This window comes from Pseudomonas sp. P2S-1 (assembly GCF_057197725.1).
The window spans coordinates 3,979,773-3,993,878 of record NZ_CM170068.1 but is presented as its reverse complement, the minus strand read 5'-3'; the positions used below and the strand labels follow the sequence as shown (position 1 = coordinate 3,993,878).

At 63.8% G+C, this 14,106-nt stretch carries 13 protein-coding genes and 1 pseudogene; 10 read left to right on the top strand and 4 right to left on the bottom strand.

Going from position 1 to position 14,106, the window contains the following annotated elements; all coding sequences use genetic code 11:
• Positions 1 to 50 precede the first annotated feature (50 nt).
• From AC2CQI_RS17885 to trpE, 5 genes and pseudogenes are all read left to right on the top strand, one after another.
• Complete coding sequence (locus AC2CQI_RS17885) at positions 51 to 1,298, top strand: ABC transporter permease (protein ID WP_484577456.1); 1,248 nt, start codon at positions 51 to 53, stop codon at positions 1,296 to 1,298.
• 11 nt (positions 1,299 to 1,309) lie between these two features.
• Positions 1,310 to 2,137: an ABC transporter permease gene (locus tag AC2CQI_RS17880; RefSeq protein ID WP_484577455.1), complete on the top strand. Its 828-nt coding sequence runs from the start codon at positions 1,310 to 1,312 to the stop codon at positions 2,135 to 2,137.
• A 197-nt stretch (positions 2,138 to 2,334) separates the two neighbouring features.
• Positions 2,335 to 3,009, top strand: coding sequence for a ribulose-phosphate 3-epimerase (gene rpe / locus AC2CQI_RS17875; RefSeq protein WP_075801587.1), 675 nt, complete (start codon positions 2,335 to 2,337; stop codon positions 3,007 to 3,009).
• A pseudogene (locus AC2CQI_RS17870) lies at positions 3,006 to 3,822 on the top strand (phosphoglycolate phosphatase). Before rpe ends, AC2CQI_RS17870 begins: the two are co-directional and overlap by 4 nt.
• 72 nt (positions 3,823 to 3,894) lie before the next feature.
• Positions 3,895 to 5,376, top strand: a complete 1,482-nt coding sequence (gene trpE, locus AC2CQI_RS17865) for an anthranilate synthase component I (protein ID WP_484577454.1) — start codon at positions 3,895 to 3,897, stop codon at positions 5,374 to 5,376.
• Positions 5,377 to 5,491: 115 nt separating this feature from the next.
• On the opposite strand, the gene estP is transcribed toward trpE, so the two are convergent.
• Positions 5,492 to 7,396 (bottom strand): esterase EstP, encoded by a 1,905-nt coding sequence (estP, locus tag AC2CQI_RS17860; protein ID WP_075801585.1) that lies wholly within the window; start codon positions 7,394 to 7,396, stop codon positions 5,492 to 5,494.
• Between the two features lie 367 nt (positions 7,397 to 7,763).
• Between estP and AC2CQI_RS17855 the strand changes: the two genes are divergently transcribed.
• The 4 genes from AC2CQI_RS17855 to AC2CQI_RS17840 all read left to right on the top strand — a co-directional run bounded on the left by AC2CQI_RS17855 (position 7,764) and on the right by AC2CQI_RS17840 (position 11,095).
• Complete coding sequence (locus tag AC2CQI_RS17855; protein ID WP_484577453.1) at positions 7,764 to 8,357, top strand: aminodeoxychorismate/anthranilate synthase component II; 594 nt, start codon at positions 7,764 to 7,766, stop codon at positions 8,355 to 8,357.
• 9 nt (positions 8,358 to 8,366) lie between these two features.
• Positions 8,367 to 9,416 carry an anthranilate phosphoribosyltransferase gene (gene trpD / locus AC2CQI_RS17850; protein WP_075801583.1) on the top strand — a complete coding sequence of 350 codons (1,050 nt, stop codon included), beginning with the start codon at positions 8,367 to 8,369 and terminating at the stop codon, positions 9,414 to 9,416.
• On the top strand, positions 9,413 to 10,228 hold the full coding sequence (gene trpC, locus AC2CQI_RS17845) for an indole-3-glycerol phosphate synthase TrpC (protein ID WP_075801582.1): 816 nt from the start codon (positions 9,413 to 9,415) through the stop codon (positions 10,226 to 10,228). The genes trpD and trpC overlap by 4 nt, the downstream gene beginning before the upstream one ends.
• A gap of 162 nt (positions 10,229 to 10,390) precedes the next feature.
• A complete protein-coding gene (locus AC2CQI_RS17840) occupies positions 10,391 to 11,095 on the top strand; it encodes a lipoate--protein ligase family protein (protein ID WP_075801581.1) in 705 nt (234 codons plus the stop codon).
• Here the strand turns inward: AC2CQI_RS17840 and crp are convergent.
• On the bottom strand, positions 11,092 to 11,736 hold the full coding sequence (gene crp / locus AC2CQI_RS17835) for a cAMP-activated global transcriptional regulator CRP (protein WP_075801580.1): 645 nt from the start codon (positions 11,734 to 11,736) through the stop codon (positions 11,092 to 11,094). The two genes, AC2CQI_RS17840 and crp, sit on opposite strands and share 4 nt — an antisense overlap.
• A 191-nt stretch (positions 11,737 to 11,927) precedes the next feature.
• Between crp and AC2CQI_RS17830 the strand changes: the two genes are divergently transcribed.
• Positions 11,928 to 12,350, top strand: coding sequence for an OsmC family protein (locus tag AC2CQI_RS17830; protein WP_075801579.1), 423 nt, complete (start codon positions 11,928 to 11,930; stop codon positions 12,348 to 12,350).
• 4 nt (positions 12,351 to 12,354) lie between these two features.
• On the opposite strand, the gene AC2CQI_RS17825 is transcribed toward AC2CQI_RS17830, so the two are convergent.
• Both AC2CQI_RS17825 and coq7 read right to left on the bottom strand, forming a co-directional pair.
• Positions 12,355 to 13,395, bottom strand: coding sequence for a DUF2157 domain-containing protein (locus AC2CQI_RS17825; protein WP_075801578.1), 1,041 nt, complete (start codon positions 13,393 to 13,395; stop codon positions 12,355 to 12,357).
• A 6-nt stretch (positions 13,396 to 13,401) separates the two neighbouring features.
• Complete coding sequence (gene coq7 / locus AC2CQI_RS17820; protein WP_075801577.1) at positions 13,402 to 14,049, bottom strand: 2-polyprenyl-3-methyl-6-methoxy-1,4-benzoquinone monooxygenase; 648 nt, start codon at positions 14,047 to 14,049, stop codon at positions 13,402 to 13,404.
• Between the last annotated feature and the right edge of the window lie 57 nt (positions 14,050 to 14,106).

The window sequence follows — 14,106 nt, the reverse complement described above, 5'->3', positions numbered from 1 at the left end:
GCCGGTGGCAAGCCGGCGCTCCCCGTTTTCCAAGATTTCCGGAGTTCGCTATGGCCATCGCAGTGCCCCTCAAAGAAGGCGCAGGTCCAACCCTCAAGCAGCGCCTGGCGCGTGCCGAGCGGGTCAACCGCTTCAAGGCGCAGGCGTTGATCGCGCCGCTGGCGCTGTTCCTGCTGCTGGTGTTTCTCGTGCCGATCGCCGCGCTGCTGTACAAGAGCGTGGGCAACCCCGAGGTGGTCAGCGGCCTGCCGCGCACCGTGGTCGCCGTGGCCGAGTGGGATGGCAAGAGCCTGCCGGGCGAGCCCGTTTACAAGGCGCTGAGCGAAGACCTCGCCGAATCGCGCAAGAACCAGACCCTGGGCGACCTGTCCAAGCGTCTCAACATGGAACTGGCCGGCTACCGCAGCCTGCTGGCGAAAACCGCCCGGGCCCTGCCGTTCAAGACCGAGCCGGCGTCCTATAAAGAAGCGCTGCAGGAACTGGACGAGCGCTGGGGCGACCCGGCCTACTGGCAGGCAATCCGCCGCAACACCAGCAGCGTGACCCCGTTCTACCTGCTGGCGGCCCTGGACCACCGTATCGACGATCTGGGTGAAGTCGCCCAGGCCACCCCGGACCAGGCCATCTACCTGGATATCTTCACCCGTACCCTGTGGATGGGCTTCGTCATCACCGCCATCTGCCTGGCGCTGGCCTACCCGCTGGCGTACCTGCTGGCCAACCTGCCGACCCGGCAGAGCAACCTGCTGATGATCCTCGTGCTGCTGCCGTTCTGGACCTCGATCCTGGTGCGGGTGGCGGCGTGGATCGTGCTCCTGCAGTCCGGCGGCCTGATCAACAGCGCGCTGATGGCCATCGGCATCATCGACAAGCCGCTGGAGCTGGTGTTCAACCGCACCGGCGTGTACATCTCCATGGTCCACATTCTGCTGCCGTTCATGATCCTGCCGATCTACAGCGTGATGAAGGGCATCTCGCCGACCTACATGCGGGCGGCGATCTCCCTGGGCTGCCATCCGTTCACCAGCTTCTGGCGCGTGTACTTCCCGCAGACCTACGCCGGCGTGGGCGCCGGGTGCCTGCTGGTGTTCATCATGGCCATCGGTTACTACATCACCCCGGCGCTGCTCGGCAGCCCGAACGACCAGATGGTCAGCTACTTCGTGGCCTTCTACACCAACACCAGCATCAACTGGGGCATGGCGACCGCGCTCGGCGGCCTGCTGCTGCTGGCCACCGTGCTGCTGTACCTGATCTATAGCTGGCTGGTCGGCTCCAGCCGCCTGCGTCTGAGCTGAGGAGCGAAGTCATGCTGAGTCCGTACATGTCGCCCGTCGAGCGGGTCTGGTTCTACAGCTTGCGCATTCTCTGCGGGCTGATCCTGCTGTTCCTGGTGTTGCCGGTGCTGGTGATCATCCCGCTGTCGTTCAACTCCGGCAGCTTCCTGGTCTACCCGCTGCAGGGCTTCTCGCTGCAGTGGTACCACAACTTCTTCGCCTCCGATGAGTGGATGCGCGCCCTGAAGAACAGCATCATCGTCGCCCCGGCGGCCACGGTACTGGCGATGGTCTTCGGCACCCTGGCCTCGATCGGCCTGACCCGCGGGGACTTCCCCGGCAAGTCGCTGGTCATGGCCCTGGTGATTTCGCCGATGGTGGTGCCGGTGGTGATCATCGGTGTGGCCAGCTACCTGTTCTTCGCCCCGCTGGGGCTGGGCAACAGCTTCATCTCGCTGATCCTGGTGCATGCGGTGCTGGGCGTGCCATTCGTGATCATCACGGTGTCGGCGACCTTGCAGGGCTTCAACCACAACCTGGTGCGGGCAGCGGCGAGCCTGGGCGCTTCGCCGATTACCACCTTCCGCCGGGTGACCCTGCCGCTGATTGCGCCGGGGGTGATTTCGGGAGCGCTGTTCGCCTTTGCGACCTCGTTCGACGAGGTGGTGGTGACGCTGTTCCTTGCTGGCCCCGAGCAAGCGACCCTGCCACGGCAGATGTTCAGCGGGATTCGCGAGAACCTCAGCCCGACCATTGCGGCGGCCGCGACCTTGCTGATCGCCTTTTCGGTGGTGTTGTTGCTGACCCTGGAATGGCTGCGCGGGCGCAGCGAAAAACTGCGGACTCAGCAGCCTTCTTGAGCTTGACTGGCCCCTGTGGGAGCTGGCTTGCCAGCGATTTGGCCCGACCTGACAACATCTTTGTCATTGCCGGCCCAATCGCTGGCAAGCCAGCTCCCACAGGGTTTTGCAGTGCTCAGGAGATCTCCATTCATCCATCATCTGCTTTTCCCTGATGTACAATGCGCGCCACCGTGAATTCGCCCAAAAGGTGCGCCATGCAGCCCTTCGCTATTGCCCCCTCGATCCTTTCCGCCGATTTCGCCCGCCTGGGCCCGGACGTGGATGCCGTGCTCGCCGCTGGCGCCGATATCGTCCACTTCGACGTGATGGACAACCATTACGTGCCCAACCTGACCATCGGCCCGATGGTCTGCTCGGCCCTGCGCAAGTACGGCGTGACCGCGCCGATCGACGTGCACCTGATGGTCAGCCCGGTCGACCGCATCATCGGCGACTTCATCGAAGCCGGCGCAACCTACATCACCTTCCACCCGGAAGCCTCCCAGCACATCGACCGCTCCCTGCAACTGATCCGCGACGGCGGCTGCAAGGCCGGCCTGGTGTTCAACCCGGCCACCAGCCTGGACGCTCTGAAGTACGTGATGGACAAGGTCGACATGGTCCTGCTGATGAGCGTCAACCCGGGCTTCGGCGGGCAGAAGTTCATCCCCGGCACCCTCGACAAGCTGCGTGAGGCCCGCGCCCTGATCGATGCCAGCGGTCGTGATATCCGCCTGGAAATCGACGGCGGCGTGAACGTGCAGAACATCCGCGAGATCGCCGCCGCTGGCGCCGACACCTTCGTAGCCGGCTCGGCGATCTTCAACGCCCCGGACTACAAGGCCGTCATCGACCAGATGCGCGCCGAACTGGCCCTGGCCCGCCCATGAGCGGTTTCGAGCAGCTTTTCCCGCAGCGTCTGCCCCGGTTGGTGATGTTCGACCTGGACGGCACCCTGATCGATTCGGTCCCGGACCTGGCGGCGGCAGTGGACCGCATGCTGCTCGAAATGGATCGCCCGCCCGCGGGTGTCGCCGCGGTGCGCCAGTGGGTCGGCAACGGTGCCCCGGTGCTGGTGCGCCGGGCCCTGGCCGGTGGCATCGAGCATTCGGCGGTGGACGACCGGGAAGCCGAGCACGGCCTGGACATCTTCATGCGCGCCTATGCCGAGAGTCACGACCTGACCGTGATCTACCCGGGCGTGCGTGACACTCTGCGCTGGCTGCAGGAGCAGGACGTGGAAATGGCCCTGATCACCAACAAGCCGGAGCGTTTCGTCGGCCCGTTGCTGGACCAGATGCAGATCGGCCCGTATTTCCGCTGGATCATCGGTGGCGACACCCTGCCGCAGAAGAAACCGGATCCGGCGGCGCTGCTGCATGTGATGCAGATGGCCGGCGTGCAGCCGGACGAAGCACTGTTCGTCGGCGACTCCCGCAGCGATGTGCAGGCGGCGAAGGCGGCGGGGGTGAAGTGCGTGGGCCTGACCTACGGCTACAACCACGGCCGGCCGATCAGCGAGGAATCCCCGGCGCTGGTGATCGACGACCTGCGCGCCTTGCTCCCGGTTGCTTCGGTGCAGCCACTGAGCTAACGTTGAGCCCTTCAACCTTCCCCCCGGTAGAGATTCCATCGTGGTAGCACCTGGCAAACTCTGGATGAAAGTCATCAAGGCCCTGGCCCGTTGGCGTTGGCGCGCCTGACTTCTCTCCGGCCGGCTCCGATCCGGCACGTTTGCCATTTGTTCTTTCTTGCCCTACTGCCACGAGGCAATCATGACCCGCGAAGAATTCCTGCGCCTGGCCGCTGAAGGCTACAACCGCATTCCCCTGGCCTGCGAAACCCTGGCCGACTTCGACACGCCGCTGTCGATCTACCTGAAACTGGCCGACCAGCCCAACTCCTACCTGCTCGAGTCCGTGCAGGGCGGCGAGAAGTGGGGGCGTTACTCGATCATCGGCCTGCCATGCCGCACCGTGCTGCGGGTGCATGATCATCAGGTACGGATCACCGTCGACGGCGTCGAGACCGAGTGCCATGACGTGGAAGACCCGCTGGCCTTCGTCGAGACCTTCAAGGAGCGCTACAAGGTGCCGACCATCGCCGGTCTGCCGCGCTTCAACGGTGGCCTGGTCGGTTACTTCGGCTACGACTGCGTGCGCTACGTCGAGAAGCGCCTCGGCAAGTGCCCGAACCCGGATCCGCTGGGCGTGCCGGATATCCTGCTGATGGTGTCCGACGCCGTGGTGGTGTTCGACAACCTGGCCGGCAAGATGCACGCCATCGTTCTCGCCGACCCGGCGCAGGACAATGCCTACGAGCAAGGCCAGGCCCGCCTGCAGGACCTGCTGGAGCAACTGCGCCAGCCGATCACCCCGCGCCGCGGTCTCGACTTCACCGGCCTGCAGGCCGCCGAGCCGGCGTTCCGCTCCAGTTTCACCCAGGCGGACTACGAGCGCGCGGTCGACACCATCAAGGAGTACATCCTTGCTGGTGACTGCATGCAGGTGGTCCCGTCGCAGCGCATGTCCATCGACTTCAAGGCGGCGCCGATCGACCTGTACCGTGCCCTGCGCTGCTTCAATCCGACGCCGTACATGTACTTCTTCAACTTCGGTGACTTCCACGTGGTGGGCAGTTCGCCGGAAGTGCTGGTGCGGGTCGAGGACAACCTGGTCACCGTAAGGCCGATCGCCGGTACCCGGCCGCGTGGTGCTACCGAGGAAGCCGACCGGGCGCTGGAAGAAGACCTGCTGTCGGACGAGAAAGAGATCGCCGAGCACCTGATGCTGATCGACCTGGGCCGCAACGACACCGGTCGGGTCTCGGAAGTGGGCTCGGTGAAGCTCACCGAGAAGATGGTGATCGAGCGTTATTCCAACGTCATGCACATCGTTTCCAACGTCACCGGGCAACTGAAGAGCGGCCTGACCGCGATGGACGCCCTGCGCGCCATCCTGCCGGCGGGCACCCTGTCGGGTGCGCCGAAGATTCGCGCGATGGAGATCATCGACGAGCTCGAGCCGGTCAAGCGTGGGGTCTACGGTGGGGCGGTGGGTTACTTCGCCTGGAACGGCAACATGGACACCGCGATTGCCATCCGTACCGCGGTGATCAAGGACGGCGAGCTGCATGTGCAGGCCGGTGGCGGCATTGTCGCCGACTCGGTGCCGGCGCTGGAGTGGGAAGAAACCATCAACAAGCGCCGGGCCATGTTCCGGGCAGTGGCGCTGGCTGAGCAGACCCCACAGAAATAAGTGTTGGCCCTGATCGCTGGCAAGCCAGCTCCCACAGTGTTCGCGACGCCGCTGAACCCTGTGGGAGCTGGCTTGCCAGCGATGAGGCCATCAGCTACAACATGGCCTCTTCAGCCTAGAACTCCAGGCTCAAGGCCAGATTGACCCCCTGCTGGGTCAGCTCGTCACTGGTGACCCGGTTGTAGCTCCCGCGCAATGCCAGTCCCGGCGCCAGCTCATGGCTGACCCCCACACTCATCCGTGTCAGGCTGCTATGCGGCGTATACCCGGTCAGGGTGAACTCATTCCCCGGCAGGCTGTTGAGATGCAGGGTCAGGTCCTGCCGGTCATCCTCGAACTCGTGCTCCTTGGCCACCTCGCCGAACGCAAGCGTCGCTGGCGTCACCTGGAATTTCCCCTGCAGACCCAGGCCCAGTCGCCGCGAATCACGCGTCTGGTCATCGAAGGTCAGCGCCGTGGCGCGTGAGCCTTCCTCGCTGTAGCCATCCACCCTGATCCGTGCGTAATCGGCGCTGACAAATGGCGACAGATGCCACGGGCTGCCCGGTTCCGCCAGGTCGAAGCCAAGACGCGCGGATACGGCGACCAGGTCGCCATCGGTGTCGCCTTTCTCGCTGCGGTCGTTCGGCCCGAGGGCGAAGGTGCGCTGCAGGTCGTCATAGTCGAGCTTGCCGCCAGTCAGCGCGGCGTCGGCCCACCAGCGGCCGTGGTTGAACTGGGCGAAGAGGGTGGCGAGGTAGCTGTTCAGGCGGTAGTCGGAGTCCTGCAGGCCGGCTTCCAGCTTCTGCCGGTAGAAGCCGCCGGCGATACCGACACGCCAGTTCTCGTCAAGACGATAGCTGCCGCCCACCGTCAGGCTGTAGCCGTGGCCGTCGGCGCTGGCCGAGCCGCTCTGGCTGTCGAAATCCAGATTCTGGCCGCTGGCCGCGACAATCGCCTGCCATTGCCCGACGGCTTGCCAGTCGGCCTGCCACTGGTTGCGCAGTTCGCTTTGGTGGGCGTTCAGGGTGCCGTAGGCCATTTCCGGCAACAGGGTCAGTTCCCACGGTGCGGAGAGGATGGAATAGCCGTAGTCGGCGATCATCCGCTGGCCGGCGATGGTCGGGTGCACCGAGTCGTTGAACAGCAGCTTGCTGGCGTCCGGGTTGGTGCCGTTGGCGCCATACACCGGGTTTTGCGTGCAGCCGTTGCCGCTGTAGCAGGTCTGCAGCAGGTTCTGGTCGGCGGCCAGGCCGAACTGGGTCGGCGCTGCCAGCGCTTCGTTGAACAGCAGGGGAATGTTCAGCGGAATGATTTCGGCATCGATCTGCGCCAGCTGGCTGACCAGGGTCTGGTTGAAGACCGCGCTGAGCTGCGAGCTCGGACCTTGCAGCGGCGTGCCATTGAGCGCCGGGGTCAGGCCGAGGTCGGGCAGCAGCCAGACCATGATGTAGCGCGCACCGGCCTGTTGCAGGGCCTGGGCGCTGGCGGCCAGCTGGGTGGCCGAGGTTGCGGCGGCGGCAGGTGAGGTCACCAGTCCCTGGAGAAAATCGTTGCCGCCCCCGGTGAGGTAGTAGAGCGCGTTCGGGTCGGCCATGCGCCCGCCGGCCAGGTAACCCGGGCGCTTGCGCAGCACGGTGCCAGCACCGGGATTGCCGGGTGGGATCACCACCAGAGACTCACCGGTGATGGATTCGAAGACCTGGTCGGTCCGGTAGCCCCCGGTCGCCCAGTTGTTGCCATCAGGGATTCCGAGCGCGGCATTCACTGCCGAAGTGGAGGCGTTCAACTGGTCCGCGGGAACGCCCAGGTAGCCACCGAGAATCATCGAGGACACCGGGGCGAAGCTGCCATCCGCGTTGCGGTTGGTGTAGCGCTGGCTTGATCCGGGGGTGGTCGGGTCGGGGAACTGCCCGGCGTCAGCGAGGCTGTCGCCGAAGACGATCATGGTGGAGTAGGGCGAGGGAGCAGCCATGGCACTGGAGCAGGCGATAGCCAGCAGGCACGCGGCCGATTGACGTAGATAACGGCGTTTTCTCATCGCAAGAGTCCTTCTTGTCGTTGTTTTTGGGCATTGCGCCGATTGAAGGTAGCAAATCCATCGCTTACTGACCTGCCCATATTGCAGTGATTGTTTCCGTAAGCTACTGTGCCGAAACGTATGAACGAGACCTACCCCGTGTTGATCGTCAGCAAACTCTTGATGCGCGTTATCAAGGCCCACGCCCGTTGGCGTTGGCGCGCCTGACTTTATCTCCTGCCGGTTTTCCGGCCCGTTGTTTTTTGCCTTTCTGAAACGTTTCCACATACCTCTGCAACAGTTCGAAACGACTGGCGGGGGGTGGAACTGCCTGTCAGCAGTCGGGAAGGCGACCATTCAAAGTCAGTATTCAAGAGGTTGAGCCCAGATGTTACTGATGATCGACAACTACGATTCCTTCACCTACAACGTCGTCCAGTACTTCGGCGAGCTGGGTGCAGAGGTCAAGGTCATTCGCAACGACGAACTGACCATCGAACAGATCGAAGCCCTGCAGCCGGAGCGCATTGTCGTCTCCCCGGGCCCGTGCACCCCGACCGAAGCCGGCGTGTCCATCGCTGCCATTCACCATTTCGCCGGCAAGCTGCCGATCCTCGGCGTGTGCCTGGGCCACCAGTCCATTGGCCAGGCCTTCGGCGGTGACGTCGTGCGTGCCCGCCAGGTGATGCACGGCAAGACCAGCCCGGTCGTCCACGAAGACAAGGGCGTGTTCGCCGGCCTCAACAATCCGCTGACCGTGACCCGCTACCACTCCCTGGTGGTCAAGCGCGAAACCCTGCCGGATTGCCTGGAAATGACCGCCTGGACCGCCTTCGAGGACGGTTCCGTCGACGAAATCATGGGCCTGCGTCACAAGACCCTGAACATCGAAGGTGTACAGTTCCACCCCGAGTCGATCCTCACCGAGCAGGGCCACGCGCTGTTCGCCAACTTCCTCAAGCAGACCGGCGGCCGCCGTTAAGGACTGAGCATGGATATCAAGACTGCCCTGGGCCGGATCGTCGGCCACCTGGACCTGTCCACCGAGGAAATGCGCGACGTGATGCGCGAGATCATGACCGGTCAGTGCACGGAGGCGCAGATCGGCGCCTTCCTGATGGGCATGCGCATGAAGAGCGAGAGCATCGACGAGATCACCGGTGCGGTGTCGGTCATGCGTGAGCTGGCGGACAAGGTCGAACTCAATACCCTCGACGGCGTGGTCGACATCGTCGGCACCGGCGGCGACGGCGCCAATATCTTCAACGTCTCCACTGGCTCGGCCTTCGTCGTCGCGGCGGCTGGCTGCACCGTGGCCAAGCATGGCAACCGCGCGGTATCCGGCAAGAGTGGCAGTGCCGACCTTTTGGAAGCGGCCGGCATCTACCTGAACCTGACGCCGGTCCAGGTTGCCCGCTGCATCGACAGCGTGGGCATCGGCTTCATGTTCGCCCAGACCCACCACCGCGCCATGAAATACGCTGCCGGCCCGCGCCGCGACCTGGGTCTGCGGACCCTGTTCAACATGCTCGGCCCGCTTACGAATCCGGCTGGTGTAAAGCACCAGGTCGTCGGCGTGTTCACCCAGGCCCTGTGCCGTCCGTTGGCGGAAGTGCTGCAGCGCCTGGGCAGCAAGCATGTGCTGGTGGTGCATTCGAAGGATGGCCTGGACGAATTCAGTCTCGCCGCGCCGACCTTCGTTGCCGAACTGAAGAACGGCGAGATCACCGAGTACTGGGTCGAGCCGGAAGACCTCGGCATGAAGAGCCAGAGCCTGCATGGCCTGGCAGTCAACGGTCCGGAGGAATCGCTGGCGCTGATCCGCGATGCCATCGGCCGGCGCAAGACCGAGAACGGGCAGAAGGCGGCCGAGATGATCGTCCTCAATGCGGGTGCTGCGCTCTACGCGGCGGACCTGGCCATGAGCCTCAAGCAAGGTGTCGAGCTGGCCCATGACGCGTTGCACACCGGCCTTGCTCGGGAAAAGATGGAAGAGCTGGGCGCCTTTACTGCGGTATTCAAGCTGGAGAATGAAGGATGAGTGTTCCGACGGTTCTGGAAAAGATCCTTGCCCGCAAGGTCGAGGAAGTCGCCGAGCGCAGCGCCCGGGTCAGCCTTGCCGAGCTGGAGCGCCTGGCGGCTGCCGCCGATGCGCCGCGTGGCTTTGCCAATGCGCTGATCGAGCAGGCCAGGCGCAAGCAGCCGGCGGTGATTGCCGAGATCAAGAAGGCGTCGCCGAGCAAGGGCGTGATCCGCGAGAACTTCGTGCCGGCGGAAATTGCCGTCAGCTACGAAAAGGGCGGGGCGACCTGCCTGTCTGTGCTGACCGACGTCGATTACTTCCAGGGCGCGGATGCCTACCTGCAACAGGCCCGCGCGGCGGTGAAACTGCCGGTGATCCGCAAGGACTTCATGATCGATCCGTACCAGATCGTCGAAGCCCGTGCCCTGGGCGCCGACTGCGTGCTGCTGATCGTCTCCGCCCTGGACGACGTGAAGATGGCCGAGCTGGCGGCCACTGCCAAGAGCGTCGGTCTCGACGTATTGGTGGAAGTGCATGACGGCGACGAGCTGGAGCGTGCGCTGAAGACCCTTGATACGCCGCTGGTCGGGGTCAACAACCGCAACCTGCACACCTTCGAAGTCAGCCTGGAGACCACCCTCGATCTGCTGCCACGCATTCCTCGCGATCGCCTGGCAATCACCGAGAGCGGCATCCTCAATCGGGCGGATGTCGAGCTGATGGAGATCAACGAGGTCTATTCTTTCCTCGTTGGCGAAGCGTTCATGCGTGCCGAGGAGCCGGGTGTGGAGCTGCAGCGCCTGTTCTTCCCCGGGGGCGTGCCCGACTGATCGATTCGAAGCCGGCGTTTGCCGGCTTTTTTATTTCAGGCTGGACAATGATGTTGTCTGTTCCGGCCTCATCGCTGGCAAGCCAGCTCCCACAGGTACTGCATGCACCGTACCTGTGGGAGCTGGCTTGCCAGCGATGAGGCCATCAGAAAGGGAAACCACATGAGCGAACAACCCGTAGCCGTCACCGTCGAAGCCGGCCTGCATGCCGAGCAGGATCTGCTGGCGGCCGTGTGCAAGGGCGAACAGGAACATGGCCTGCTGTTCTGGCGCCCCACCGACCGGGCGTTGGTAATGCCCCGCCGCATGAGTCGCCTGGAAGGCTTCGAAGCCGCCTGTGGCGAACTGGCGATCGGCGGCTGGCCAATCCTGTTGCGCGAAACCGGCGGCGAGCCCGTCCCGCAATCCCCGGCAGTGATCAACATCGCTCTGGTCTACGTCGCCCCTCGCAGCGAAGGCGACCACAGCCGTATCGAAAACGCCTACGAGCGCCTGTGCCTGCCCTTGTGCGATGTACTGAAGGAATGGGGTGGAATGGCCTCGGTAGGCGAAATCGAAGGCGCCTTCTGCGACGGCCGCTACAACGTCAATCTCAATGGACGCAAACTGGTCGGCACCGCCCAGCGCTGGCGCCAAGGCCTGGGTGGCAAGCGTCCGGTGGTATTGGTGCATGGCGCGCTGCTGCTGGATAACGAGCGCGAGTCGATGGTCGCGGCAGTCAACCGTTTCAATGAATGCTGCGAACTGGAGCAGCGCTGCCTGGCCGACAGCCATATCGCGCTGCACGAGGTGGTGCCCGAGGCACCGCTGCTGGAGCGTCTGGCCCAGGCCTACGCCCGGACCATCGAGGCCATTCCGAAGGATTAACGGGTGCCGAAGACCACCATGGTCTTGCCCTTTACGTGCACCAGGTTGCGTTCTTCGAGGTCCTTGAGAACGCGACCGACCATCTCCCGCGAACAACCGACGATACGCCCGATTTCCTGACGGGTGATCTTGATCTGCATGCCGTCCGGGTGGGTCATGGCGTCCGGCTGCTTGCACAGCTCCAGCAGGCAGCGGGCCACCCGGCCAGTCACGTCGAAGAAGGCTAGGTCGCCGACCTTGCGTGTGGTGTTGCGCAGGCGCTGGGCCATCTGGCTGCCGAGGGCATAGAGAATGTCCTGGTCCTGGCGTGCCAGTTCGCGGAATTTCTCGTAGCTGATTTCCGCCACTTCACATTCGCTCTTCGCCCGCACCCAGGCGCTGCGCTGCTGTTCCTTGCCGGCAGGCTCAAAGAGTCCGAGTTCACCGAAGAAATCGCCGCTGTTGAGGTAGGCGATGATCATTTCCCGACCATCGTCGCCTTCGATCAGGATGGTCACCGAGCCCTTGACGATGAACGACAGGGTTTCGGCGGTATCGCCGGCACTGAGAATGTTGCTCTTGGCCGGGAAGCGGCGGCGCTGGCAATGCGCGAGCAGCTTGTCGACGTTCTTGATCTTGGCTGGAAGTGTTGCGGCAACCATGGTTAAGCCCCGAAATACGCGGTCCGTGAGTATTTATAGTTTTGGGATGGGTGCAAAACGCCATCAAATTGGCGTCAGTTTATCAGACGATGCAGGGTTATCGGCATATTTACTCAAGCGCTTAAGCCTTTTCGCTTTCGCCCGTAGGGACTAAGCTGGCAGCCATTTTTTCTAGCGAGGGGAAACCGGTTATGAAGGCGCGTATTCAGTGGGCCGGCGAGGCGATGTTCCTGGGTGAGTCGGGTAGCGGCCACGTCGTGGTGATGGACGGCCCGCCCGAGGCCGGTGGCCGCAACCTGGGTGTTCGCCCGATGGAAATGCTCTTGCTGGGCCTGGGTGGCTGCAGCAACTTCGACGTGGTCAGCATCCTGCGCAAATCCCGTCAGGCCGTTGAAAGCTGCGAGGCCTTCCTTGAAGCCGAGCGCGCCAACGAAGATCCGAAGGTGTTCACCAAGATCCACCTGCACTTCGTGGTCAAGGGTCGTGGCCTGAAGGAAGCCCAGGTCAAGCGGGCGGTCGAACTGTCGGCGGAGAAGTACTGCTCGGCCTCGATCATGCTGGGCCGTGCCGGTGTGGAAATCACCCACGACTACGAGATCGTCGAGCTCGGCTGATCCCTCAGCGCCGTAGTGCCGGCAGCCAGTCCGTCAGGCTGGCCGGCAGTGCGGCGCGCAGTCGGTCGCTGAGGTGTTCACGGTGTTTCTGGTAGAGCAGGCCGAGGCCGATCACCGCCAGGCCGATCAGGCTCAGAACCACCGGGAACAGCAGCGACTCGGCGAACACCTCGTATGACAGGTAGCCGAGATAGGCCGCCACACCCAGCGCACCGAAGACCATGAACATCGGTCGGCGCAGCAACACCGCCACCAGCATCAGGCCGACGTTGATCAGGCAGTACAGGGCCTTGCCCAGTTCGCTGTCGCTGTTCATCGAGGTCAGCCCGCCCCAGAACGCCAGCAGTCCGGCCAGATAACCCCAGAACGCATAGTCCTCGCGGGTACGGCCGTCGATCAGCAGGACCACCAGCAACAGCCCCAGCCCGAACCACAACGAGACCTCCTGGCGTTGCTCCCAGGTGAAGGTGTCGCCGTGGAACCACTCGCTCAGGTCCATGGACATGAACCACAGCGCCACGGCGATCGGCATGACGATGAACGGGAAGGGAATCAGGCGCAGCATCAGCAGGCCGGCGCAGACCGTCGCCACTTCCATCAACAACCAGCCGCCCTGCACGTAGCGGTAATAGTCGTGGTAGTCGCCCTGGCTGTCGTCCAGCGGCCAGAGGCCGGTCAGGCGCTCGAGGGCGAACACCGCCAATGGCACGATGCTCACCGCCACTGCGGCGAGCACGCCGCCCGGAATCAGCTGGCCACGGCGCTGCATGGCCAGGCCGGCGAAGGTCAGCAGGGTGATGTAAGCGAGGGCGACCACCAGCAACGCGGTGTCGCCGATCCGCATCCAGGCTTCGCTGAGCAGCCAGCCCATGGCGCCCATGATCAGCAAGGCGCCGAGGTAGAAAGCGACATGGGCAAGCTGGAAGCTCGGGCGCTGTGCCGGTTGCTCGCGCAAAAACTGAAGGAGCGCCTGTTCCTGCTCGGCAGTCAGCAGGCCCGCGTCAACTGCGCGGGCCAGGTCCCTGGCTTCGAAGCGCCCGGTCATGGCAGGTCAGATGCGGTAGGTACTTTTGGTCATGACCTTCGCCATCAGGCTCATGCCGAACTTGACCGGCGCCGGGAAGCGGAAGCCGCCAGCCTCCAGGGCCATGTCGGCGTGATGCTCTTCGTCGATGCGCATCTGCTCGAGGATCGCCCGGGATTTTTCGTCCTCTGGCGGGATCTGCTCCAGGTGTTCGTCCAAGTGCTTGCACACCTGATGCTCGGTGGCGGCGACGAAGCCCAGGCTGACCTTGTCGCTGATCAGCCCAGCCACCGCGCCGATCCCGAAGGACATGCCGTAGAACAGCGGATTCAGCACGCTTGGCGAACTGCCCAGCTGGCGGATGCGCTGTTCGCACCAGACCAGATGGTCGATCTCTTCATCGGCGGCCTGTTCCATCGCCTTGCGCACTTCCGGCAGCTTGGCGGTCAGGGCCTGACCTTGATAGAGCGCCTGGGCGCAGACTTCACCGGTGTGGTTGATACGCATCAGGCCGGCGATATGGCGGGTCTGCTTGTCGTCGAGCTCGGCTTCGGGCTGGATGATCGCAGGGGAAGGACGGGTAGGCTGGCCACTGAAGGGCAGCAAGGTGCGCATGGCGGTGTCGGCCTGCAGCAACAAGCGGTCGAGCGGCGAGTATTGACGTTCGGTAGCCATCGGGCACCTCCGCAAGAATGTGCCCGACAGTTTAACTCAAACCCCGTGACAGGGCTT